Genomic DNA, 21,224 nt, shown 5'->3' with positions numbered 1-21,224 from the left:
CTGCGCCGCGGGGTGCGGTCAGCCCTGCTTCGGGGCGGCCTGCTGCACCACCTCGAACGACCACAGCGTGGAACCGGACGCCGCCGGCTTCTGCTTCGGCGCGCCCTCGCCGCCGCCCTGGTGCGCGGCCTTCATCGGGCCCTCCATCCACGCCTGGAACGCGGCCTCGTCACGCCACCGGGTGTACACCAGGTAGGTGTCGGTCCCCTCGACCGGCCGCAGCAGTTCGAACCACTCGAAGCCGTCCGAGTTCTCCACCGACCCCGCCCGTGCGGAGAAGCGCTTCTCCAGCACCTCGCGCTGCTCGTCGGGCACGGTCAGGACATTGATCTTCACGATGCTCATGCGTCCATCCTGCCGTAGTGCCCCGGCGGGGGCGCGACCGAGGGCGGCGACGGGACGGGCAGCGGCGCGAGCGCAGACCAGGGCGACGACAAGGCCGGTGGCGGCGGAGACGACGAGGGCGGCGGCGAGGGTGGCTGCACGGGAGCCCGCGCGTGCACGGGAGCCCACGCCTGCACGGGAGCCCGCGCGTGCACCGGAGCGGGCCGCAGGGCGCACCCGCCCGGTCCGCCGCTCCCGGCAGCTCCGCGCCCCTCCGTCCACTCGTCCACCCACCCCTCCGCCCACCCTCCGTCCTCCCGCCCGTCCCGCGGATATCCGACGGCACCCGGCGGCCCCACCGCCGACATGCGGAGCTTCGCCACCCGCCTCTACTGTTCGAGCGAGTGGCCCACGGCGGCTCTCAGATGCAGCGGCTTTCAGATGGCGAACTGGTGTCCTTCGTCTGCGGCAGGGGTCCTCGGCGATCCGATCGACCTGCTCCCAACGACGGGTTGATACGGGAGCGCAGGGCGTGGCGACGGTACCGAGACGCGGACTGACAGCGGCAGCCGAGGTGCCGCGGTTCCGCAGGGCCCTGATCCTCGGCGGCCTCTGGCTCCTGGCCGGCCTGCTCGCCGCGCGCCAGACGGCCGCCGTCCTGCGCCTGCCGCCCGGACAACGGCTCACCGACCTGGAGACCTGGACCGGCGACCACGGCGTCCTGCGGATGCCCGGACCGCTGTACGAGAAGGGGACGTTCGCCGGGACACCGTTCGCCGGGCTCATCCTCAGGCCGGTCACCCGCGCGGCCGAACAGGGGCTGGGCGTTTTCTGGACGTTCGGCACCCTGCTGCTCGTCGTCGCCCTCGGCTTCGTCGCCGCCCGCGCCCTGCCGCTCCCGGTGGCCCGCCGCACCGCGCTGTTCGCCGCGCCCGCCGCGATCAGCCTGATGGTGGTGTCGCTCCCGGTCCGCAACACCTTCACCCTCGGCCAGACCAGCATCCTCCCGGTCCTGCTGGTGATGCTCGGCTTCCTGCCCCGCCTGCCGGACCGCCGGGCGGGGATCCTCATCGGTCTGGCCGCGGCCCTCCAGCCGACCGTGCTGCTGTTCGCGCCGCTGCTGTGGCTGACGGGACGGCGGCGCGCGGCCTCCGTCGTCGCCGGGACGTTCGCCGGGATCTCCGCCCTGACCTGGACGGTCATGCCGCGCGACTCCGCCACGTACTGGTTCCACCACATCGCGGGCGCCGGGCTCGGCGAACCCGCGGACAGCCTGCACAACCAGTCCCTGCACGGCGTCCTCCTGCGGCTCGGCCTCAGCGGACCGGCCGAACTGGCGCTCTACGGCGCGCTGGCCGTCGTCGTCGCCGTCCTCGGACTGCGCCGGGCCGCCCGCTGCGCCCGGGACGGCCAGCTGCTCCTCGCCATCGCGCTCACCGGCTGCGTCACCGTGGCCGTCGCGCCCACCGCCTGGCTGCACCAGCAGCTCTGGATCCTGCTCGCCGTGGTCGGCCGCGTCGGCAGGCGGAAGGCCGACCGGCTCGTATGGCCGGTCGCGGTCGTCATGGTGATGACCCTGAGCAGCGCCGCCATCGTCCCCACCAGCAAGGGCATCCGCCTCATCGGCGAGAACGCCCCACTGCTGCTGGCGGTCGCCGCGGCCTGCGTCGTGCCGTTCCTGTCGCGCCGCGACCCGCACTGGGCCGTGCCCATCCCGACCATCTACGGGGAACCGGCCCCCGGCCGCTTCGGCGCGCTCCCGCTGCTGCGCCGCGTGCGCCGCCCCCTGGACCGGCCCAACATCTTCCTCGAACTCCTGCTGATCCGCCTCTTCTACTGGGTCTATTCGCACGTCCGGGGCTCGGCCGCCGGGGGCCGAGCCGTGGCGGAACGGCACGGCCGCCAGATCATGGGCTGGGAGCGGGCCCTGGGCATCGACATGGAGCGCGGGTTCAATCACGCGGTCGCCGGTGTGCCGTGGCTGCGGACCGTCATGAACCTCGCCTACACCAACCTCCACTTCCTGGTCCCGCTGACCTTGCTCGGCCTCATGTACGTGCGCCGCCCCGCGATGTACCGCTGGACCCGCACCGCCCTCGGCATCACCACGCTCCTCGCGCTGCTCGGCTTCTGGCTGTATCCGCTCGCCCCGCCGAGGCTGATGCCGGGCCTCGGGTACATCGACACCCTGAACGGCCCGCAGGACTTCGACAGCCCCCGCTTCGGCGTCCTCACGGCCATCTCCAACCAGTACGCGGCCATGCCCTCCCTGCACATCGGCTGGTCGCTGTGGTGCGCGGTGGTCATCGCCCTGCTCGTACGGCGCTGGTGGCTGCGACCGGTCGGCTTCCTCCACCCGGTCGTCACCACCCTGGTGATCGTCGGCACCGCCAACCACTACCTGCTGGACGCGGTCGGCGGGGCCCTGGTGGTCGCGCTGGGCTTCGCGCTCCAGTACGTGCTGATGGGACGGACGCGGGAACCGCGGGACGGGACTGCATCCCCGCAGGGGGACACCGGGCCGGAAGGGAAGCCGCGCGTGGTGGGGCCGGAGGGGGAGGCGCAGGTGGCGGGGCCGGAGGGGAAGCCGCACGGGGCCGGGCCGGAGGGGAAGGCGCACGTGGCGGGGAAGGCGCGCCCGAAAGGGGACGGGGAGACGCACCCGGCAGGGGAGGCGCACCCGCACGAGATTCCGCCGGAGACGGTGCCCGAACACGCGGCCGGTGGATGACCTGGTGCTGACCTGGTGGAGAACGACCGCGGCCCGAGCGGACAGGGTCGGCCGCGGGGACAGGGCGGGCCATGCGGACACGGCGGCCCGAGCGGACAGGGCGGGCCGCGGGCGCGGAGGAGCGACGGGGCAGCGGGTGCGGGGCTACGCAGGGCAACACAGAGCAACGAGTGCGGGGCAACGCGGAACGACGCGGGGCCATGCGTGTGGGGGCGCGACGCAGGGCGACGCGGGGCGGCGGAGACCGGCCGGTAGCCGGTCTCCGCCGCCCCGCCGGATCGCCGCACGTTCAGCATCCGATGAAGCGGACCGCCCCGCCACTCGAAGCGTCAGCGCTGGTCCGGACAGGTCACATCGGCGCGTCGTGACGGCACCGGGTGCCGCCGGCCGAACCTTCGCTCGCGTCGCTTCCCGACGGACCCGCGCCGTCTTCGGAGGAAGCGGCCGCGCACTCGAACCAGACCGTCTTCCCGCCTCCGGCGGACACGTCCACGCCCCAGTCGTCCACGACCGCCGCCACTATCGCGAGCCCCCGCCCGCCCTCCTCGAACGGTTCCGCCGCACGGATGGTGGGCACGGTCGGGGAGCTGTCCGCCACCTCGACCCGCAGCCCCTTCGGCAGACGCAGCACGAGCACGGAACAGCGCCGGTCGGGCACATGACGGACGACATTGGCGATCAGTTCGGTCACCGCCAGCTCGGCGGCACAGGTCAGCTCCTCCATCTCCCAGAGCTGGAGATACGTACGGACGATCCGCCGCAGATGCCGAGCGGAGTGCGCACCGACCTGGAACGCCATCCGGTACTGACGGGCCGGATGAACGATGGCCGGAACGAGGTCAATTGGCACATTCACAGCACCATCGTCAGTGCCCGCGACTACTCTCGGCTACGGATCGAACGCAACACGCCACAACGGTGGGTTGAGCAAAGGGGTAACCCATGGCGAACATCCGTGACCTGGACCCGAGTGCGTCCCCCCTCGACTACTACGGCGCCGAGTTGCGCCGCCTCCGCGAGGCGGCGGGCCTCAACCAACAGCAACTCGGCGAGATCATCTACTGCACCGGCTCCCTGATCGGCCAGATCGAAACAGCCCGCAAACTGCCCACCCGCGCCTTCACCCAGCGGGTCGACGCCGCACTGGGGACGGACGGCGCGCTGATGCGGCTGCTCAAGCTGGTGCTGCGCAGCCAACTGCCGTCCTGGTTCCAGCCGTACGCGGAGATGGAGGCGAAAGCCAGCCACATTTACAGCTTCCAGGCGCAGTTGGTGCATGGCCTGCTCCAGACCGAGGAGTACGCCCGAGCCGTTCTCGGCGTGCTCCAGCAGGACCGGTTGGACGAACGCGTCGCGGCGCGGCTGGAGCGGCAGCGCATCCTGGAGCGGGAGAACCCGCCGTTGGCCTGGGTGATCCTGAGCGAAGCCGCTCTCTACCAGGTCATCGGCGGCAAGGGGGTGATGCGAGAGCAACTTGCCCACTTGTTGGAGTTCCTTGAGTGGGAGTGGGTCCAGGTTCAAGTCCTCCCGTTTGAGGTGGGAGCTCATGCCGGGTTGCCGGGATCGTTTACCTTGCTCCGCTTCGAGGACGACCCGGACATCCTCTACGACGAGGGATACGGGCCAGGGCACCTGAGGGCCAATCCGCATGAAGTCAAGGCACGTTCGCTCCGTTACGATCACCTCCAGGCCGCCGCTCTCTCCGTGGAGGACTCGGCGGCGTCGATCGCCAGGGTGATGGAGGAACGCTATGGGGAGCACCCCTGAACTGAGCGGCGCGCGGTGGCGTAAGTCCAGCTACAGCGGCGATACCGGCGGTGAGTGCATCGAGTGTGCACCAGTGGGCGGCGCCCAGTGGCGCAAGTCCAGCTACAGCAGCGACACCGGCGGTGAGTGCATCGAGATTGCCGCTGTTCCCTGCACTGTCGCCGTCCGCGACTCCAAGGACCCGAACGGCCCGGCCCTGACGTTCAGCCGGGAGGCCTTCACGGCGTTCGTGACCGCCGCGGCGACCGGAGAATTCTCCACGAAGGCCTGAGTGCCTGTTGTCCTGGCACTGGTGACACAGTGCGGGCCCAATCGCTGGCGCCCGCACTCCGGCCGACCGGGCCACCAGCTCTCGGCCTGTGTCCTATCGCCGGTCAACAGGGACCGGTTCGTTGTCCCCTCTCGGACGTGGCTAGTTTCTGCGCGGCTTGAAGCCCCCTCGATGCGGTCACGGGCACAGGGCAGGCAGCTGCTCCCTCTGTGGGGCTTGGTGCAGTCGATCGCCCGGGTGATGGAGGAACGCTGGGGGCTCCCTGAACTCACCGGAGCGCAGTGGCGTATGTCCAGTTGCAGCGGTGACGACGGCGGTCAGTGCGTCGAGGTCGCCGCTGCCTCGTGTGCCGTCGCCGTCCGCGACTCCAAGGACCCGAACGGCCCGGCCCTGACATTCTCTCCCGACGTGCTCGCTGCCTTCGTATCGGCCGCCGCACGGTGCGAGTTCCGCGCAGTGGGCCAGTGATTCGGATGCAAAGAATCAGACGCTGCGCGACGTGACGGGCCTGATGAGCAGCCAATGGCCCCGGTTTGAGTCGTTGCGAGCGAAGCTCTGGCCCCGGTCCGTCCAGCGGTGTGGCACTGCCGCATTTGATTGATGCCATGCCGTGGTGGATCAGGACCAGTTCCCGTGGCGCCAGCCCTGACCGCCGCTCCTGGTGTGCTGCGGCGATTGGGCAAGACTCCCGCAAGCATCGGACCGCCTTTGCGTAGGTGTCGCATCAGCGAGCCCCGGCGCCGCTTAGGGGGTGCAGTTGGAAGTCGGCGGCTCACGGTAGGGCTTTGGGCGCGCCGATTCGACGCGAGGGGCAGGTGGCCGGGAGGTGTGCGCGGAAGTCGGCCTCGACTGCCACCCTCAGGCGCACGGTTGGTGTGACCTGCGTCTCATGCGGGTGAGATGCGGGAAATTCCCCGGTTCCGGATAGGGGGAGAGCTGTCCATCGTCCTGTGACTCTTCCTGGATTGGCTGCCGCGCGCGGATTCCGCTGAACGTATGGGGCTCTCAATGATGTTGCGGTTCCGCCAGTCATCGCAGTACGTTGAGGGCGCTTTCCGGGGATCGGTTGATTTCCGGACGGGGGAGCAATGCCTCATGGGTGTTTTTGGAACCTGTGCGGTGAACTTTCGAGATCGATCTTGAGTCTGCTGCTTTTCACGGAGAATTCTTCTGTGGGTGGCGACGGTGGCACCAATGTGTGATGACGCTCCCTCTTGGTTCCCAATGGTGCGACCGTGCGCTTGACGGCTGGTGGTGCTTGGGAATAATGCGATTCCATGTGGATATTGGGGGAAATCCTTGGAGCGGTTAAGTCTTCGATGCGTCGCTAGGGCCGCTAATGCCGTGCCGGTCGTGCGGTCCTGGGTGTTGAGCGCACTGGCGGTCCTCGCGCTGGTGGCAACTACAAGCTTGGTCTCGGCTGCTCCGGCCCAGGCGTATCACCACCTGTGTGGGAAGTTTTGGGGCCTGAGCTGGAATCCTGCCATCTCCTACCGCTACTACGACATAACGAGTACTTACTACAAGGCATTCAATCATGCTCAGGGTAGATGGGACTCGACCCGAGCCACTGGTTACTTTCGGCATGAAAAGCGGAATGGTGACCCCAGCATCGAAGTGCGTGACGGAAGTTACAGTTGGGGAGCCTGGGCGAGTACGAGTTGGTCCGGGTGCACTGCAGGGTATTGGTCGTACGACGAGGTGAAGATGAAGTTCAACTCGCGGGAGATGAGGAGCCTTGCCAAGCGCGAGAAGTACCTCGTCGCCGAGCATGAGATCGGGCATGCGTACGGCCTCGGTCACGAGGCGCTTACCTGTAGAAACCCGGGACCTTCTGTCATGAAGCAGGGGACGGTGAAGTTTGGGTGCCACAGTGATGGACCCTGGTATGACGATGTGCAGGGCGTCTTGGCCAAGTACTGAGCAAAGCGAAGGGTGGTGCAGATGAGGGAACAGGCTGTGAGGGGCTTAGCGCTCGGTCTGGGCGCGTTCCTGCTGGCGGCATGTTCAATTCCTGGTGAAGGTGGAACTGGAGGTGAAGCCAAACCTCATATCGAAGCGGACTACCCGGCATACATGAGCGTGGAAAGCCTGACGACCACCTCGGACATCGCTGTACGTGGCCATGTTGTGGCAACGATGCACAAGGAGGTGGACGAGGGCGGGGACATCGAGCCCACGATCGATCCACCCGAAGGGGACGAGAGTGACGAGACGCCGGCCCCCGACCCTTCCCCATCTCATACCGAGTCCAAGCCGGCGCCTCCCGGAGTGAGCGGCAAGGGTCCGGATGATGATGGGTTGCCGATGGTCTTCTTGCGGTACGAAGTCGACGACGTCATCACTGAGGGGTCAGGTCCGGAGGTCTCCGTAGGAGATCAATTAGTGGTCGGCAACATCGACACTTCGGCGGTGGAGATGGACGGGGCGTCCGAGCTTGTTGAGGGCAAGTCGACCGTCCTCTATCTGGAACGCATCACCGATGCCGAGTCGCCCGGCATTACCGGCGTCAGCAAGGACTTCTATGTGCCGTTGTCGGGTGACAATGGCATCTTCGATGTGAGTGGTTCCCGAGCAACGGCTCGGTCGGAGGTCGTGGCAAGTCTCTCCGGCGCCAAGGGGTTTCCCGCCAAGAAGAGTGGCACACACTTCACGGCGGATGTGGACCAGTTGAAGCAGGTGGCGCAGGAGTCGGGCAAGGACAGGCTCCGTCGCTGAGAAGGGCTGGGCGAGAGGCGGAGCGGTCCAGATTCGGTGTGGACGGCGGCCTCAACTGCGTCGAGGTCGCCGTCGCGGCTTACGCTGTCGCCATCGCGACTCCAAGGACTCGAACGGCCCGGCCCTGAACTTCACTTCCGAAGCGTTCGCGGCCTTCGTGTCCGCCGCTGCGCGGGGCGAGTTTCATGGTGAGAGCGGTCAGGCCCTGCCGTCCGTCTGAGGCTGGGTGGGGTGTGGGGTGACCGCACCCCACACCCCACCCAACACGCCATCTCACGCCCGGGCGTAGCCCGCGAGGGCCGGTTCGAGCAGGTCGAACGCCTCGGTGGCCTCCGCTTCGAGGACGGTGGCGATCTCCTGGCCGGAGCGGCCCGCCAGGGTGAGGTCCTGGATGCGGCGGAACAGTACCCGGTGGACCCCGCCCAACAGCGACGCGGCGGTACGTGGGCAGACGTCGTCGGGGGAGGCGTCGGTGGCCTCGGCGAGGGCGATGGCCAGGGCGTCCTCGCGCTGGTCGTGCAGGCCACGCAGGCAGGTCGACAGCGCCGGACTCTCCGCGATCATGCGTGTGAACTCCGGTCCGGCGAAGCCCGCGACGGGATTCTGCGTGGCGACGGCGGACAGGAACGCGTGGCGCAGCGCGGAGAAGGCGGATTCGCCCGGTTCCCGCGAGGCGACGGCGCGGGCCAGGCCGGCGACGAACTCGTCCTGGTGGTCCAGGGCGAGGTCCTCCTTGCGCGGGAAGTAGTTCGTCACGGTCTTCTTGGCGACGCGCGCGGCGTCGGCGATCTCGGCGATGGTGGTCCGCTCGAAGCCCTGCGCCAGGAAGAGTTCGGTTGCCCGGTCGGAGATCAGTTGCCGCGTCTCGCGCTTCTTGGTCTCGCGCAGGCCCGTCGCGGCCGTGCTCGCGCTCTCCGTCGTGGTGCTCGACTCCGTACGCATGGAAAAATCTTACCCCGGTAGTACTTTTGTGTTGACACTTTGCTTGCCTCGGATATAACTTTACCCTCGTCGTAAATTTCGGAAAAGCTGCGCTGCTGAGGTGCCGTCCGCTTCCGCCCCTCGGCAGTGGCGGCGTCACAGGGGATCGTCGGCGTCCGGAGCGTCGGGTGCCGCAGCCTCGGGTCGGACCCGCGGCCCCCTTGAGCTCGGCTCTTCCAGTAACCCCACCGGCCCGTCGCCCGTCGGGACCGGGCCTGAACGCGACGAGAGGACCCAGTTGACCCAGGAAGCCTTCGACGCCGGAACCGAATTCGACCGCCAGGTCCGCACCATGACGGACCTCGGATACCCGGCCATGGCCGGTCTCGGCGAGGCGGATTTCGCCGCCCTCGTGGCCCCGCTGCGTGCCCGCGCCGAGGCCGTGCGGGACGGTGCGTACGGCCCCGAGGCCGGTCGGGTGCCGTTCCTGCTGGTCGTCACGCGGGACGTGGCGCCGATCGAGGAGACGATGCCCCGCACCGTCCTGCACAAGGGGCGCCTGCCGGGGTTCGTCGACCGCTCCTTCGAGCCCGGCTCCCTCGAACGGTTCGTCGCCACCGAGGAGACCGAACTGCCCGACCGGAAGGCCTATCTCCTCCTCGACATCGAACGCGGTGAGGAGTTCTGCGGCGTCGTCCCCAACGACGCCATGCACGCCGTCGCCGCGCGGGGGCGCACCCTGCTGACCATCGAGGAGGGCATCGCGCTCATCACGCACTTCCCGCAGGTGCTGGTCAAGAACAAGTGCTTCTCGCTGGGCGGTTCGCGGTGCGGCGACCGCCGGGTCCCGGCGATCTGGATCGGTCAGAAGGCCCCGAAGCTCGGCTGGTGCTGGCAGGGCAACCCGCACACCTGGCTGGGTATGGCCTCGGCGGGCGGCCGGCAGGGCACGGCGTAACGGGGGCGGGGCTCGCTCGCTGTGACTGGGGATCGCCGGGGCCGGGGCTCGGACGCCCGGAACCGGCTTCCCTCCAAGAGCTCGGGCACTCCGCGGGGGCAGGGTCACTCAGGACCGAGTTCCGCATGCCGCCTGCCTGGTTCTCCCCGGGTGTGGGCCGGCTCCGGGATGCTGTGCTCGCCGGTCAGCTTCCGGCGTCCGGCGATCCACAGGCAGACGGCGGCCATTGGCACGAGAGACAGCAGCATGGGGGTGAGCGAGCCCAGGCCCGCCCTGTCGTCGAGAACAGCGCCGAGCACCAGGAAGAGAACCATGTTGTTCCCGGCGTGAGCCAGGCTCGCGACCCAGACGCTGCCGCTGCGCATGTACAGCCACATGAGGATGATCTCCTGGAGCTGGAAGGCCAGGGTCCACACCACCAGGCCGATCAGCACATTCGAGAATTCGACGTAGCCGATGAAGGCCAGTGGAAAGTGCCACACCGCCCAGATCAAGCCCGTCACCACGATGGACGGCGCGGTGCGCCCCCCGAAGAGACGCGGCCTCAGATAGCTGGTCCAGCCGAATTCCTCGCCCGCATAGACAGGCGTGAGGATCAGGGCCACTGCCATGAGCCCGAGCACCGTTGCCAATTCCTTGACTCCGGGGATTCCACCCGGGCCTGACAGGTCCGGGTGCCACAGACCCAGCACCGCCGCGAGTGCGAGGGTGGCCGCCGCGAGCAGCGGCGGACCGAGGAGAGCGGCGGCGTAGTAGCGCCGAGCAGCCTTGAGACGGAGTCCGAGCCCGGCGTCGGCAAACCCCTCCTTGGTGATCCAGCGACGGACGACCACCGCGGCGATGCCGGGCATGCAGAAGCCGGGGAGCTGGAGCAGGGGGTTCAGCGGGGACAGACCGAGAACCGTCCGCGCGAACAGTAACCACAGCCAGGTGCCCGCGAACGAAATAATGAGGAAGGCCGTCACTCCCTTACGGCTGACGGGAACGTGACTGACGGGAACGTGGCTGACGGGAACGTGGCTGACGGGAACGTGGCTGACGGGGTCGGATCGGTGGCTTACTGGATTCGGCCGGTGTGCGGGCATGAGCTCATCCGCCTTTCTGGATTCCTGGTCCCTGCGTCGGGAATCCCCACCGTCGCACCGGCCGCACGGGGCGGGATCGCTACCAGGAGCGACATGCCTTCCCCCGTTGTAGGGATGGCGATGCCGGTCCGGCACAGCTCTTTCAGGGGAGTCATTCAGGGGAGGCGGTGCGACAGGATTACGGAGGTGCCGTCCGGCCGTGCTGCGAAGCGGCGCGTGATCTCCTCGGCCGTCAGCACCAGCGCGAAGCCCTTGCGCAGTACGGCGAGTTCGGGCTCCTGCCGGCTCTCGTCGTCCGTGGCCGTGACATCCGCCCCGAACACCACCCGGTAGCCGCGTTCGTACGCCTGTCGGGCGGTGGTGCCGCAGCAGTAGTTGGTGAGCGTGCCGGTGACGATGACCGTGTCGCGGCCAAGGTTGCGCAGCACGGTGTCGAGTGGGGTGTCGTAGAAGGCGCCGTAGGAGGGCTTGCGGATCAGCACCTCGTCGTCCCGGTGGCCCATCCCGTCCCACACCGTGGCCGGGCCCGGCCTGCGCCAGTCGGTGTCGGCGTGCGGCAGGTGGGGCAAGGCCCGCGGCCGGTCCAGCCCGAGGTGCGTGTCGTCGAAGATCGTCCAGATCACCGGGACCGACGCGGCGCGGCTCGCCTCGATCAACCCGCGCAGCCGGGGCGCCATCCGGGTCGCGGCCGGCACCCAGTACGGGCTCCAGCCGGGGCGGACGAACTCGTCCTGCATATCGATGACCAGCAGTGCCGTGCGCTCCGGCCGCACCTCGAACGCCGCCCGCCCGTTCTCGTAGGCGTCCCGCGCCCGCGCGGTCACCCACTCCTCGGTGTACTCCATGACTGCCCCCTTCGCCGCCCGGTTCGGCACTTCGGTCCTCGGCGCGCCTCGCATTCAGGCATGCCTCGAATCGAGGTACCTCGATTCGATGTGCGAGGGTAGCAGCATGCTGGAGCTCGCGATCCTGGGATTCCTGGCCGATGGGCCGCTGCACGGTTACCAACTGCGTCGCCATGTGGCCCAGTTGTCCGGCCACAACCGGCCCGTCAGTGACGGCAGCCTCTACCCGGCGATCAACCGCCTGGTCACGGCGGGACTGCTCGACCGTCGCACCGAACCGGGATCCTCGGCCGCACGTCGACATACCCTGAGCCTGACCGCCGCCGGCCGCAACGAGCTGCTGCGGCGCCTCCGGTACCCCGACGACCTGGACATCAGCGACAGCACCCGCTTCTTCGCGATCCTCGCGTTCCTCTCGCAGCTCCCGGACATCGCCGACCGCCACGCGGTACTGCGGCGCCGCCTGGACTTCCTGGAACAGCCGGCGAGCTTCTTCTACGAAGGCGACCGCCCACTGCGCGCCGAGGACACCGACGACCGCTACCGCCGGGGGATGCTCGTCGTCGCCCGAGCCACCAGCCAGGCGGAACGGGCCTGGCTGCGCGAGGAACTGGAGGACAGGAGGCCCGCGAGTGCCGTCCCATCCCAGGAAGAAAGCGGAACAGCACGCTACTTCATGCGCAACCTCATGGGTGAGTCGATCGATGCCCCGACTGAGATGCAGATCCGCTTGCTGCTGGCGGAGCTTGAAGAAGCGGACGATGAGCACGGGGATGTTTCGCTGGTGCATGAGTCCGGATGGTCCCTGAGTGTCCATCCGGACCGGACTGTGTGGTGGGAGAACGTCGAGGACTCCTCCGTTCCACCACGTGAGGGCTCTGCTGAGTCCTGGGACGAGGTGGTCGAAGTGCTCCTCGGGCTCTCTCGCGGAAACATCTCGGGAGTGAACATCCTGCGCTGGAGGGATTGAATCCCGTCCTGCGCCTGGGATAGGAGATCAGGGAAATCGCGCCGGGACGCTCACGGTGAGGGGCTGGAGACCGAGCGCTCCGCTCTCTCGGAAGGGAATCGGAGAAGTGCCCGTACACCGATACGGAGACAGGCTCATTGAGACCAGTGTGCTCAGCGACGCGGAAGACGACGACGGGTGGGTGGTCGAGTTCTGGGATCTCGGGCCCAATGGCGGCGGCGAAGTGCTGCATGTGCGCAGAGGAGCGTCCGGGGAGGCTTCTCTCGATGCGCTGGGGGAGTCGCTGTCGGTGACGTTTGTGGAATGGGCGATCGGCATCGCCAGGATGGAACTGCAGAACTACTGAATCACCTTCTGCAGGGCGCCCTGACCAAGGGGTATGACCGTCGTGGCCGGTGAACCCCATGCGGGGGCGTGCCGCACCCCGATTCGGGGGTCTGCCCTACCGATACGGCGCCGCGGTCCTGGCAGGATCATCGGAGAAGTGGCCGATCGGCCCGCGCACACCAGTCATGACCAGGGGGAATCATGCATCGTCAGCGCCTCGCCGCCGCAGTCCTGCTCGCCGCGACGATCATCGGGGCGTGCGCCCCGGTGGCGGCGGCCCGCCACCGCGACCCGGTGCAGCGACAACTGGATCTCCTCGTCGACCGGGACGGGGTGCCGGGCGCTCTCGCGTACGACGGCAAGGTCACGCGTACCGCCGGTGTCGCGGATCTGGAGTCGGGCCGTCCGATGGTCGACGCGCAGGGCCGGTTCCGGCTGGCCAGCAACACCAAGGCCTTCACCGCGGCAGCCGTGATGCGCCTGGTGGCGGACGGGCGGATACGCCTCGACGACCGCGCGAGCCGCTACGTGCCACAGCTCACCGGACGCCCCGTCACCGTACGGCAGTTGCTCAAGCAGACCAGCGGGCTGCCGGACTACTCCGCCCTGGTCGACTGGAGCCGGCCCGGCACGCCCGAGGACTACCTGGCTCTCGCGCTCAAGGAGAAGCCCGTCTTCGAGCCCGGCACCGACTGGGGCTACTCCAACACCAACTACCTGGTGCTCGGGATGGTGATCGACAAGGTCTCGGGCGTCGGCTTCCGCACGTACATCGAGCGTACGGTTCTGCGTCCCCTGCACCTGGACGACACCTACTGGCCCGCGCCCGGCGAGCTGTCCCTGCGCGGACCCCACGCCCGTAACTACGGCGTCCACCCGGCGCACCCGGAGGGCGGCCGGGTGGACGTGACCGAGCTCCCCGGGTACGAGTTCGGCGCATCCGGCGGCCTCGTCTCCACGCCCGGGGACCTCAACGCCTTCTGGGACGGACTGCTCGGCGGCCGGCTCCTGCCCGCCTGGGCGGTGCGCCTGATGACCCGGGACACCACCGACATCGGCGGCCGTGACGTCTACCCGGCGGGCAGCCGCTACGGCTACGGCATCGCCTCGATCCCGCTCAGCTGCGGTGGGGTCTACTGGGGCCACGGCGGCGACCTGCCCGGCGACTCCGTGGGCGGCGGCCGGGCGACGGCCGGCCGCGGCACCGTAACCGTCTACACCACCACCTGGGCGGCCGAGGGCGAACGGCTGCGCCACCTCCAGGGAGCGGTGGACGCGGCCCTGTGCGGCAAGGGCTGATAGCCGCAGGGCGCGCTACGACCGGAACGGTCGGCCACCTCGTACGGCACACGCCTCACGGCGGGCCGTCGGGCACCGCGCCGGCGATGACCGAGGCGATCACCCTGCCGACGGCGTCGGCCTCCGGCGGGGTGCCCTCCCGGCCCGCGAACAGCAGGTGGCCGCTCCCGATCAGCGTGAGCGCCAGCGTGTCGACGTCGGCATCCGCCGCGATGCGGCCTGCGTCGCGCTCGGCGGCCAGATAGGACGCGATCATGGCTGTGGCTTCCGTCAGGACGGGGACACCGACCGAGCCGGCCTGACGCAGTCGGGCGCGCAGTCCGTCCCGCGAGGTGATCAGGCCGATGATGGCCAGCGCCACCGACCCGAACACGGTCATCAGCGCCTCGGTGAGGCTCTCCGTCACGGTGCCGGTCCCGGCGGACGCGCGCAGAGCGGCGGCCTGGTGGTCGATCCGGCGGATGCGGTCCCGTACGAGTTCGGTGAGAAAGGCATCGAAGTCGGCGAAGTGCCGGTGCAGAACGCCCTTGGCGCACCCGGCCTCCAGCGTCACCGCGCGGCTGGTCAGTGCGTTCGGCCCGTCCCGGAGCAGGACTCGCTCGGCGGCATCGAACAGCTGCTCCCGCGCATCGCGCAGCGCCACTCCTGTCGGCATACCGAGCATCCTCCCTGTCTTCGGTACCGGACCCTTCGGACCGGACCTCATTGACGAGTGGGCATGCGCCCACCATAGTGGGCGCATGCCCACTACGCCCCCGGTGCGACCGGGTGATCCAGCGTACGAGCCCCATCAATTCCGGCAGGCGGCCCAGTCCTTCGGGACGGACGCTCAACGCTACGACCGCGCCCGCCCCCGCTATCCCGACGCCCTGGTGGAACGGATCGTTGCCGGCAGCCCGGGGCCCGACCTCCTCGACGTCGGCTGCGGCACCGGCATCGCGAGCCGCCAGTTCCAGGCAGCCGGCTGCCGGGTGCTCGGAGTCGAGCCCGACGAGCGGATGGCCGAGGTCGCGCGCCGACTCGGGACCGAGGTCGATACAGCGACCTTCGAAACCTGGGACCCGGTCGGCCGGGAATACGACGCGGTGGTCGCCGGGCAGGCCTGGCACTGGCTGGACCCCGTGGCAGGGGCCGCCAAGGCCGCGAGGATCCTGAGGCCCGGCGGCCGACTGGCGGCGTTCTGGAATGTGTTCCAACTGCCGCGCGAGGTCGCGGACGCCTTCGCCGCCGCCTGCCAACAGGTGCTGCCGGACGTGCCGTTCCTGGCTCAGGCGATGACGAAGCAACCCTCCGACGGGTACCAGCCGCTGTTCGTCACAGCGGTCGACGGCATGCGGGCAGCAGAAGCGTTCGGCGAACCGGAGCAGTGGCGATGCGACTGGGACCGGACCTACACCAGAGACGCGTGGCTGGACCAGATGCCCACGCAGGGCGCCTTCACCCGGCTCCCGCCGGAGAAGCTGACGCCGGTGCTGGAAGGAGTCGGCACCGTCATCGACGGGATGGGCGGCAGCTTCACGATGCGCTACACGACGGTGGCGGTCACGTGTACGCGTACCGGCAACACGCGCACCGGAAGCCCCAGGACCATCAGTACCGCCTGACCGGCGGGGCGCACCTCTCGTCAGGGGGAATTCAGGATGGGAGTGTCGTCATCGCGCAGCAGTGTCCAGGCAACCATTCCGGACGACCCCGGACGCCCGGCGATATCGATCTCGAACAGGCTGGAGGCCTTCTCGCTGCTCTGCTGGACAGCGGAGCCGTCACAGTCGAATCGCTGCATTTCCTCCCGGTCGTCGTTCTTCACGGTGAAGGTGGCCTCTCCCGTCCCGGCACAGGACACCGCAAGTGTGTAGTGCCTCCGTTTCAACTGTGGGATCTGCGTGTGGAGGCCGCCTCTGAGTGATCCGTGGCCGGACGCAACGGACTTGCTTGCGCTGTCCCGTTCTGAGCTCACGGCTGCACGGGATCGCTTCGCGAGCTCTCGTTCGGAGGCAGTGGGGGAGGGAGAGGCGGAGGTCGGTTCGGCTCGCGAGCGCTGCCCGTCGGCCTCGGAACTCGCCGTGCAACCGGCGGTCAGAGCGGCCGACAATACGCAGGCGGCCCATACGGCGGTGCGGGCGTACCGCGGACGCGCTTCTACGGCCGGCCCCGGGCCCGCGAGGACCGACGTGCCGGCGGCGGACCCACCGAAGGCCGACACCGGAACATGCGGTGCGGCGGTCAGGGATCCCCTTCTCATCACAGCTCTCATCACAGTGCTCTGTGTGCGGCCTTCCACGGCATCCATCCCCCCTCGCTCTGTCGCCATCTCAGGCGAACGCAGCCGACTTCATGGACCGAGAGGGGGCGGCAGGGGAGGTGGTTCCGTTGTTGAGGAAGTTCAGAGGAAGGGCGAGTGGGGAAATCGGCGCGTCATGCGAGACAGGGCACAGGAACGCAAGGCCCTTGGAGTAGAGGGAGGGACGGCTGTCTACGGGTGGTACAGGGCCTGGGCGCGTGCGGAGTCGAGGTGGCCACCGTCCTCGGGGATATCCAGGAAGTGCTTCACCTGCCAGGTCTGCGTGCGGTCCGCCTGGCGGCTGGTGGTCGTCACCCAGGGCGGGTAGACCCGAAATCCTCGCTTCCCGCCGGTGCTGTCGCGCGACACGATGTCCCGCTCACAGAGCACGTCCCTGGGGAAAACGAACTGCCCGAAACGGCCCTCGCTCCGACTGCTGATGATGGTGAGGTCGATACCGTCCCGAACGTCGAACGGCCGGATGGGGCCCTCCGCGGACCGCTTCCACACAGTGACGAATTGCCCGACCTTGGTGGGCGTCGTTTTGGCGACCCGGAAAACGACGGATGACCCGTCGACGGTGAAGGAGTGCGCCGCGTACTCGGCCCCCTCCGGTTCGGCGGTCGGCGGCGAGCAGGCGAAGCCGCACGGGTCGTACACCAGCGCCTTCGCGGCGAGCAGGTCAGCGGGGAGGGATTCCGCTCCTGGCCAGGGGGCGGTCGGTGCGGCGGAGCCGGATCCCGAGGAATCACCATGTTTCGTCATCACTCGTCGATTCTGCCACCACTGCTTCATGGAGCCTCCTCGAGGTCCGTGGACGCCGGGGTCGGAGACTGCTGGGGCTTCCGAGGTGGGTGACCTGCCGACTCGGAGCCTGACGGAGATCATTAGCATGCGTACTGCGTCATATGAGTGAGGGGGAGCGACCGTGAGTGGTGGGACTGCGGACACATCCCCTGCCAGGTCCCGGCAGGCCCTTTCCCGGCACTTGCCGGAGTTGGCGGACCGTATGGAGGCCTGGCTGTGACCTCCTCCTGGATCGGGTATGTACGGAACCGCGAGCTGTTGGACCGCTTCTACACCTCCGTCCCTCCGCTGGAATCGGTTGCCGTGAGGTCGGTCAACCTCAGCCGGGTCGGGCCAACGGTGACACTTCGTTTCGACCTTCCCGGCTTCGCGAACAAGCCGGATGAGGAATGGGTGGAGCATCATTGCGATCGATTCCAGTGCCAGGTGAAGTTCCTGGCGGTCGACCAACTGTCGATGAGATCGTGGAGCCCACCCGCCGTGGCTTCAGTCGCCCTGCGGCCTCGCCCCTTGCGTCGCATCCATGTGCACGTAACAGGTGAGGGCATCGATCTCGACTTCACCAGTAGCGACTCCCTGCTCGTGGCATGGGTGAGCGCGTATGCGTATGACCGTGACGCAACCCCCGGCAGCGAAACGTACTACTACGCAAGCCCCTTGGGTAGGAGGAGATACGGTTCGATTCTCCCGGAGGTCACGGAGAGGAACTTCTATGTGTAGAGCGCACTGGATGGATCTCATCGATGCATCCGGAGCCTTCAGGGATCTTTTCGAGCGGCCCCTGAGAGTGGGCGACTTCCGGCTCATCTACGTGCACATCGATGAGCGGAACACGGAGGTGACGCTCGGGTTCGAACTGGGACGCCTGCCGGACAGGCCCCTGGCGGAATGGCTCTGCAAGGGCTTCAACGCCAGCCAGTTCCTGTTCCGCTTCGCCCAGGTGACCCGACTTGGCATCGAGAACTGGTGCGGATTCTCCGGGGCCCAGGAACCCCATGTGACCCTCTCGCACGACCACACGGGTCTTCTTCATGTGATGCTCGCTGCCGACGACGAGACCATGAGCTTCCACGCCACTACTGCCCGACTTGCTGAGCACCGGGCCTTCCTGGCCTCGTCATCCTGGTAGTTGTGCGCCTCAGGGCGGTCGGGCGATGGAGTATCGATCGAACCCCCTGAACTCTGCCGAGTGGTTGCGTGGGCGGGCGTGCGGCAAGGGGAGGCGCCGATATCGAACGGGCGTGGGGCGGGGCGAGCCTCGGTGTCGGGTGGGGAAAACAACTCGTATCCAAGGATTCGGAGCACGTGACACACGCGGATGCTTGGCAGGACGCCAAGAAGAGGTATCCCCTGGGCTCCACCGCCCGGGGTGCGGTCAAGGCAAGATTCAACTTCGGCGTATTTCTGGAACTTGAGCATGCGCCCGAGGTGAACGGGTTCATAGACCTTGTTTCCTGCAGATCGCCAGGATCCAAAGAGGGAGAAGAGGGCCCGCTCCCTGAAATCGGCGAAACCGTGGAAGGTGTTGTCGTGCGACTGGTCGATCGGGATCGGCAGATCCGACTCCGCGTGGGCGCACCCTTCTGGGAAGGTGAAGGGCGGGAACCCGCCTGAGGGGGACTCCGGCGTTGGGTCGCCGCTGCACATGTTGCGAAGGAGGCCTAAGAGTGGCCGACAGAGGAGCGCTCCACATCCACTCCGTCGACAAATCTGGCGAGACCTGGGCCATTTGTATCGTGCGATGCGTGGGTGGCGTTGTGCACGCCGGCTCGGTATTCGCACTCGAACCCAGGAAGCCGCTGAAACTGAATCGCTCTCCCTGGACTGGATCGATCGCTATGAAGGAGTGCGCGTCGACTTCATCGACCCTCCGCACGCGGCAAGGGTCCGTCTCTCGGGAACCGGCGTCAAGAGGATTCGTGAAGGCGCGGTCATCCTCGCTGAGGCTGGATGAATTCTGGGAGCTTCTCTCCGGGAGAATCTCGGCCGACTCGAACGATGGCCCCCGCCGCTTGCCCTCCTCGGAGCTGTCCAACAAGGCTGGATAAGGTGAAGACCTGGGGGCGTACCTCTTGGCGTGACCAACACGATAGTTGAGCCGTCCAGACCGTCGTCCGGACTTGGAGCGGGCTCACCACCCGATGCGGCGGCCGTACGAACCTGAAAGGAGAATCGGTGGCTAATGTAAAATTCGATCGTACGCTTTCCGTTGAGATGCTCGAGGGGGATCCGTGGTCAGATCCTCCTGAGGATTCCACTGGCCTTGTGAGGAGTGTGCACGAACTTCGCAAGCGCCCTGTCGGCACCTTGAGTGCATGGGACCTGGCTCGCCTGATCGGGCAGGATGTTGCCCTTCCCTGGACGCTTCCGTTGGGCGTGGAAATTCTCCGGGATACAGCGCCGAAGCAGGTGGAGACCGGTTGGTACGATGACGAGCTGCTGACGGCCGTACTCAATCGAAAATCGTCAACCTGGTCGACATTTCCGGAATTGGCTCAGGAGATGGTGAACGTTCTGGAGATCCTGACAGACCTCCCTTCCTATATTCAGCGGGATGTTGTTAAGTTTCGCTCAAGGTTGCCGTGGTGACTCTCGATCCTTGGTCAGCGTATGGGGGTGAGCTGTTTGAAGCCGCCCCTGTTTCTGTAGAAAGTTCATCATCCCTCGGGTCACGGTGAAGAGCGGAAAATTGTTTACGCTCGACACGAACAGCAACCCCCGGGGAAGCTGTGCGTGAGAGGTGGAAATTCTCCACCCGTACCGAGGGGGAAGTCGATCGTCATTCATCAAATTGATGAGGTGTGGGAACCGTGAGTGCTTGGACTGCGGATGCATCTTCCGTTCGGTCTCGTGAGGGGCTTTTTCGATATTTGCTGGAGCTGGCAAGTAAAGTGGAGGCCGGGGAGTATCTCTTGGAGAACGTCTCGGCTGTCAACTTCGTGAAAGCTGCGGCGCATTGGGTTAATGATATGGACGGGTTCTTTCTTAATAATGGGGAAGAGGTTCCAGAGGATCCAGAATGGGAGACCATTGCCATGATTTTCTCTGCCGCATGTATTTACGAGTGAGGAGTAGAGGCTTCCGACTCCGTTCGTCTTGATGGTCTACCGCTCGGCCGATGTGTAGGTTTTCGGCTTCGTGTCGGGTGCAGCGAGATTTCGATGGGCCGTTGCGAGTAAGAGGTTCAATGTCTGAAGGTTTTGGTAGCGCGCCCCGCGCGCTCACCCTTGGCGACCTGGAATCAGGCCAGGTACGAAGGGGTCTTGTCGACTCCGTGACGGACGTCGGCGCATTCGTAGACCTTGGGGGCCTGCATGCGCTGGTGAGTGTGCCCAACCTGTCCTGGGCGCGTTTCGATCACCCTTCCCAGGTGGTGCAGCCGGGGCAGGAAGTCACGGTGGTCGTGCTGGATGTTGATGCCGAGCGTGGGCGCGTGGCGGCGTCGTTGAAGGATCTGGAGCCGGATCCGTTCCTTGATTTCGCGCGCACGATGCTGGGGTGCAGCCTTTCCGGGAGAGTGGTCAAGCTGGCGCCCGTCGGTGTCTTCGTGGAGCTGGAGTCGGGTGTCACGGGCCTTCTGCCGCTCGCCGAAGTGGGCGGGGAGGGGCATGCCCTGGAGGTTGGGGACGGTGTTGCGGTGAAGGTCGTGTCCATCAACGTCCGCAAGCGACAGGTTTCGCTTCTCCTTGACTGATCCCGTCGCTGCCCATCTGGCCGCGGAGCCGGAAGTCGGCGGAGGCTCAGCCGACCTCATTTTTGCGGCATGGGGCAAGAGGGTGCGCTCTCCGAGGTCCGGAATGTCGCCCATGAGCGTCCTGGAGTTCGGCTACACATTGTAATGGACGGATTTCGAGGTTTCGGCAACAAGATCTCCGATGATGTTGACGAACTTTTCGAGGCTGCTTACACCCGGGGTAAGG

Annotated in this window: 25 protein-coding genes and 1 pseudogene; 18 read left to right on the top strand and 8 right to left on the bottom strand. The window is 67.3% G+C overall.

Going from position 1 to position 21,224, the window contains the following annotated elements:
- Positions 1–18: 18 nt before the first annotated feature.
- A complete protein-coding gene (locus ABT112_RS16605) occupies positions 19–345 on the bottom strand; it encodes an antibiotic biosynthesis monooxygenase family protein (RefSeq protein ID WP_351510214.1) in 327 nt (108 codons plus the stop codon).
- A 553-nt stretch (positions 346–898) separates the two neighbouring features.
- Here ABT112_RS16605 and ABT112_RS16600 point away from each other — a divergent pair.
- A complete protein-coding gene (locus ABT112_RS16600) occupies positions 899–3,055 on the top strand; it encodes a bifunctional glycosyltransferase 87/phosphatase PAP2 family protein (protein WP_351510212.1) in 2,157 nt (718 codons plus the stop codon).
- A 349-nt stretch (positions 3,056–3,404) separates the two neighbouring features.
- Here the strand turns inward: ABT112_RS16600 and ABT112_RS16595 are convergent, their stop codons facing one another.
- Positions 3,405–3,911 (bottom strand): ATP-binding protein, encoded by a 507-nt coding sequence (locus ABT112_RS16595; RefSeq protein ID WP_351510103.1) that lies wholly within the window; start codon positions 3,909–3,911, stop codon positions 3,405–3,407.
- An 86-nt stretch (positions 3,912–3,997) separates the two neighbouring features.
- Between ABT112_RS16595 and ABT112_RS16590 the strand changes: the two genes are divergently transcribed.
- The 6 genes from ABT112_RS16590 to ABT112_RS16565 all read left to right on the top strand — a co-directional run bounded on the left by ABT112_RS16590 (position 3,998) and on the right by ABT112_RS16565 (position 8,031).
- Positions 3,998–4,822 (top strand): helix-turn-helix domain-containing protein, encoded by an 825-nt coding sequence (locus ABT112_RS16590; RefSeq protein WP_351510101.1) that lies wholly within the window; start codon positions 3,998–4,000, stop codon positions 4,820–4,822.
- On the top strand, positions 4,806–5,093 hold the full coding sequence (locus ABT112_RS16585) for a DUF397 domain-containing protein (protein ID WP_351510099.1): 288 nt from the start codon (positions 4,806–4,808) through the stop codon (positions 5,091–5,093). Before ABT112_RS16590 ends, ABT112_RS16585 begins: the two co-directional genes overlap by 17 nt.
- A 219-nt stretch (positions 5,094–5,312) precedes the next feature.
- Positions 5,313–5,561, top strand: coding sequence for a DUF397 domain-containing protein (locus ABT112_RS16580; protein WP_502975368.1), 249 nt, complete (start codon positions 5,313–5,315; stop codon positions 5,559–5,561).
- A 1,239-nt stretch (positions 5,562–6,800) separates the two neighbouring features.
- Complete coding sequence (locus ABT112_RS16575; protein ID WP_351510097.1) at positions 6,801–7,016, top strand: M10 family metallopeptidase domain-containing protein; 216 nt, start codon at positions 6,801–6,803, stop codon at positions 7,014–7,016.
- Positions 7,017–7,037: 21 nt separating this feature from the next.
- A complete protein-coding gene (locus tag ABT112_RS16570; protein ID WP_351510095.1) occupies positions 7,038–7,811 on the top strand; it encodes a hypothetical protein in 774 nt (257 codons plus the stop codon).
- A gap of 31 nt (positions 7,812–7,842) precedes the next feature.
- The gene (locus ABT112_RS16565) at positions 7,843–8,031 is read left to right on the top strand and encodes a DUF397 domain-containing protein (protein WP_351510209.1); all 189 of its coding nucleotides are present in this window, start codon (positions 7,843–7,845) and stop codon (positions 8,029–8,031) included.
- 53 nt (positions 8,032–8,084) lie between these two features.
- Here the strand turns inward: ABT112_RS16565 and ABT112_RS16560 are convergent, their stop codons facing one another.
- On the bottom strand, positions 8,085–8,753 hold the full coding sequence (locus ABT112_RS16560; RefSeq protein WP_351510093.1) for a TetR/AcrR family transcriptional regulator: 669 nt from the start codon (positions 8,751–8,753) through the stop codon (positions 8,085–8,087).
- A gap of 331 nt (positions 8,754–9,084) precedes the next feature.
- Here ABT112_RS16560 and ABT112_RS16555 point away from each other — a divergent pair, with 331 nt between their 5' ends.
- A complete protein-coding gene (locus tag ABT112_RS16555) occupies positions 9,085–9,690 on the top strand; it encodes a DUF5701 family protein (protein ID WP_351510207.1) in 606 nt (201 codons plus the stop codon).
- A gap of 104 nt (positions 9,691–9,794) precedes the next feature.
- Here ABT112_RS16555 and ABT112_RS16550 read toward each other — a convergent pair whose 3' ends face one another.
- Positions 9,795–10,655 carry a CPBP family intramembrane glutamic endopeptidase gene (locus tag ABT112_RS16550; RefSeq protein ID WP_351510091.1) on the bottom strand — a complete coding sequence of 287 codons (861 nt, stop codon included), beginning with the start codon at positions 10,653–10,655 and terminating at the stop codon, positions 9,795–9,797.
- Between the two features lie 275 nt (positions 10,656–10,930).
- A complete protein-coding gene (locus tag ABT112_RS16545; RefSeq protein WP_351510089.1) occupies positions 10,931–11,620 on the bottom strand; it encodes a cysteine hydrolase family protein in 690 nt (229 codons plus the stop codon).
- Between the two features lie 106 nt (positions 11,621–11,726).
- Here ABT112_RS16545 and ABT112_RS16540 point away from each other — a divergent pair.
- The 3 genes and pseudogenes from ABT112_RS16540 to ABT112_RS16530 form a co-directional block, all read left to right on the top strand.
- Positions 11,727–12,233 (top strand): annotated as a pseudogene (locus ABT112_RS16540) (PadR family transcriptional regulator); the annotation flags it as partial.
- 505 nt (positions 12,234–12,738) lie between these two features.
- Positions 12,739–12,936, top strand: a complete 198-nt coding sequence (locus tag ABT112_RS16535; RefSeq protein WP_351510087.1) for a hypothetical protein — start codon at positions 12,739–12,741, stop codon at positions 12,934–12,936.
- 182 nt (positions 12,937–13,118) lie between these two features.
- Complete coding sequence (locus tag ABT112_RS16530; protein WP_351510085.1) at positions 13,119–14,216, top strand: serine hydrolase domain-containing protein; 1,098 nt, start codon at positions 13,119–13,121, stop codon at positions 14,214–14,216.
- A gap of 55 nt (positions 14,217–14,271) precedes the next feature.
- On the opposite strand, the gene ABT112_RS16525 is transcribed toward ABT112_RS16530, so the two are convergent.
- Entirely contained in the window at positions 14,272–14,871 is a 600-nt protein-coding gene (locus tag ABT112_RS16525) for a TetR/AcrR family transcriptional regulator (protein ID WP_351510083.1), read from the bottom strand.
- A gap of 85 nt (positions 14,872–14,956) precedes the next feature.
- On the opposite strand from ABT112_RS16525, the gene ABT112_RS16520 reads away from it, so the two are divergent.
- The gene (locus ABT112_RS16520; RefSeq protein WP_351510081.1) at positions 14,957–15,820 is read left to right on the top strand and encodes a class I SAM-dependent methyltransferase; all 864 of its coding nucleotides are present in this window, start codon (positions 14,957–14,959) and stop codon (positions 15,818–15,820) included.
- A 20-nt stretch (positions 15,821–15,840) separates the two neighbouring features.
- Here ABT112_RS16520 and ABT112_RS35370 read toward each other — a convergent pair whose 3' ends face one another.
- Positions 15,841–16,458 (bottom strand): DUF6023 family protein, encoded by a 618-nt coding sequence (locus tag ABT112_RS35370; protein ID WP_502975364.1) that lies wholly within the window; start codon positions 16,456–16,458, stop codon positions 15,841–15,843.
- 231 nt (positions 16,459–16,689) lie between these two features.
- A complete protein-coding gene (locus ABT112_RS16510; RefSeq protein ID WP_351510077.1) occupies positions 16,690–17,262 on the bottom strand; it encodes a MepB family protein in 573 nt (190 codons plus the stop codon).
- A gap of 258 nt (positions 17,263–17,520) precedes the next feature.
- On the opposite strand from ABT112_RS16510, the gene ABT112_RS16505 reads away from it, so the two are divergent.
- From ABT112_RS16505 to ABT112_RS16480, 6 genes are all read left to right on the top strand, one after another.
- The gene (locus ABT112_RS16505) at positions 17,521–18,024 is read left to right on the top strand and encodes an Imm50 family immunity protein (RefSeq protein WP_351510075.1); all 504 of its coding nucleotides are present in this window, start codon (positions 17,521–17,523) and stop codon (positions 18,022–18,024) included.
- Positions 18,025–18,034: 10 nt separating this feature from the next.
- Positions 18,035–18,433, top strand: a complete 399-nt coding sequence (locus tag ABT112_RS16500) for an Imm50 family immunity protein (protein WP_351510073.1) — start codon at positions 18,035–18,037, stop codon at positions 18,431–18,433.
- Between the two features lie 176 nt (positions 18,434–18,609).
- Complete coding sequence (locus ABT112_RS16495; RefSeq protein ID WP_351510071.1) at positions 18,610–18,918, top strand: hypothetical protein; 309 nt, start codon at positions 18,610–18,612, stop codon at positions 18,916–18,918.
- Between the two features lie 561 nt (positions 18,919–19,479).
- Complete coding sequence (locus ABT112_RS16490; protein WP_351510069.1) at positions 19,480–19,893, top strand: contact-dependent growth inhibition system immunity protein; 414 nt, start codon at positions 19,480–19,482, stop codon at positions 19,891–19,893.
- A 221-nt stretch (positions 19,894–20,114) separates the two neighbouring features.
- Positions 20,115–20,372, top strand: a complete 258-nt coding sequence (locus ABT112_RS16485; RefSeq protein ID WP_351510066.1) for a DUF7660 family protein — start codon at positions 20,115–20,117, stop codon at positions 20,370–20,372.
- Positions 20,373–20,422: 50 nt separating this feature from the next.
- The gene (locus ABT112_RS16480; protein ID WP_351510064.1) at positions 20,423–20,998 is read left to right on the top strand and encodes a S1 RNA-binding domain-containing protein; all 576 of its coding nucleotides are present in this window, start codon (positions 20,423–20,425) and stop codon (positions 20,996–20,998) included.
- Positions 20,999–21,224 lie beyond the last annotated feature (226 nt).

The organism is Streptomyces sp. NPDC002055 (genome assembly GCF_040296705.1).
Lineage (GTDB): Bacteria > Actinomycetota > Actinomycetes > Streptomycetales > Streptomycetaceae > Streptomyces.
Note: the sequence above shows the minus strand (reverse complement) of the source record. Positions and strands in the feature narration are given on the sequence as shown.

What these genes read in the sequence shown, in the direction of transcription:
- ABT112_RS16605 (WP_351510214.1), bottom strand. Translation starts at nt 345, where the DNA reads ATGAGCATCGTGAAGATCAATGTCCTGACCGTGCCCGACGAGCAGCGC.
- ABT112_RS16590 (WP_351510101.1), top strand. Translation starts at nt 3,998, where the DNA reads ATGGCGAACATCCGTGACCTGGACCCGAGTGCGTCCCCCCTCGACTAC.
- ABT112_RS16585 (WP_351510099.1), top strand. Translation starts at nt 4,806, where the DNA reads ATGGGGAGCACCCCTGAACTGAGCGGCGCGCGGTGGCGTAAGTCCAGC.
- ABT112_RS16575 (WP_351510097.1), top strand. Translation starts at nt 6,801, where the DNA reads ATGAAGTTCAACTCGCGGGAGATGAGGAGCCTTGCCAAGCGCGAGAAG.
- ABT112_RS16570 (WP_351510095.1), top strand. Translation starts at nt 7,038, where the DNA reads ATGAGGGAACAGGCTGTGAGGGGCTTAGCGCTCGGTCTGGGCGCGTTC.
- ABT112_RS16560 (WP_351510093.1), bottom strand. Translation starts at nt 8,753, where the DNA reads ATGCGTACGGAGTCGAGCACCACGACGGAGAGCGCGAGCACGGCCGCG.
- ABT112_RS16555 (WP_351510207.1), top strand. Translation starts at nt 9,085, where the DNA reads ATGACGGACCTCGGATACCCGGCCATGGCCGGTCTCGGCGAGGCGGAT.
- ABT112_RS16545 (WP_351510089.1), bottom strand. Translation starts at nt 11,620, where the DNA reads ATGGAGTACACCGAGGAGTGGGTGACCGCGCGGGCGCGGGACGCCTAC.
- ABT112_RS16530 (WP_351510085.1), top strand. Translation starts at nt 13,119, where the DNA reads ATGCATCGTCAGCGCCTCGCCGCCGCAGTCCTGCTCGCCGCGACGATC.
- ABT112_RS16525 (WP_351510083.1), bottom strand. Translation starts at nt 14,871, where the DNA reads ATGCCGACAGGAGTGGCGCTGCGCGATGCGCGGGAGCAGCTGTTCGAT.
- ABT112_RS16520 (WP_351510081.1), top strand. Translation starts at nt 14,957, where the DNA reads ATGCCCACTACGCCCCCGGTGCGACCGGGTGATCCAGCGTACGAGCCC.
- ABT112_RS35370 (WP_502975364.1), bottom strand. Translation starts at nt 16,458, where the DNA reads ATGAGAAGGGGATCCCTGACCGCCGCACCGCATGTTCCGGTGTCGGCC.
- ABT112_RS16510 (WP_351510077.1), bottom strand. Translation starts at nt 17,262, where the DNA reads ATGACGAAACATGGTGATTCCTCGGGATCCGGCTCCGCCGCACCGACC.
- ABT112_RS16500 (WP_351510073.1), top strand. Translation starts at nt 18,035, where the DNA reads ATGGATCTCATCGATGCATCCGGAGCCTTCAGGGATCTTTTCGAGCGG.
- ABT112_RS16480 (WP_351510064.1), top strand. Translation starts at nt 20,423, where the DNA reads ATGTGTAGGTTTTCGGCTTCGTGTCGGGTGCAGCGAGATTTCGATGGG.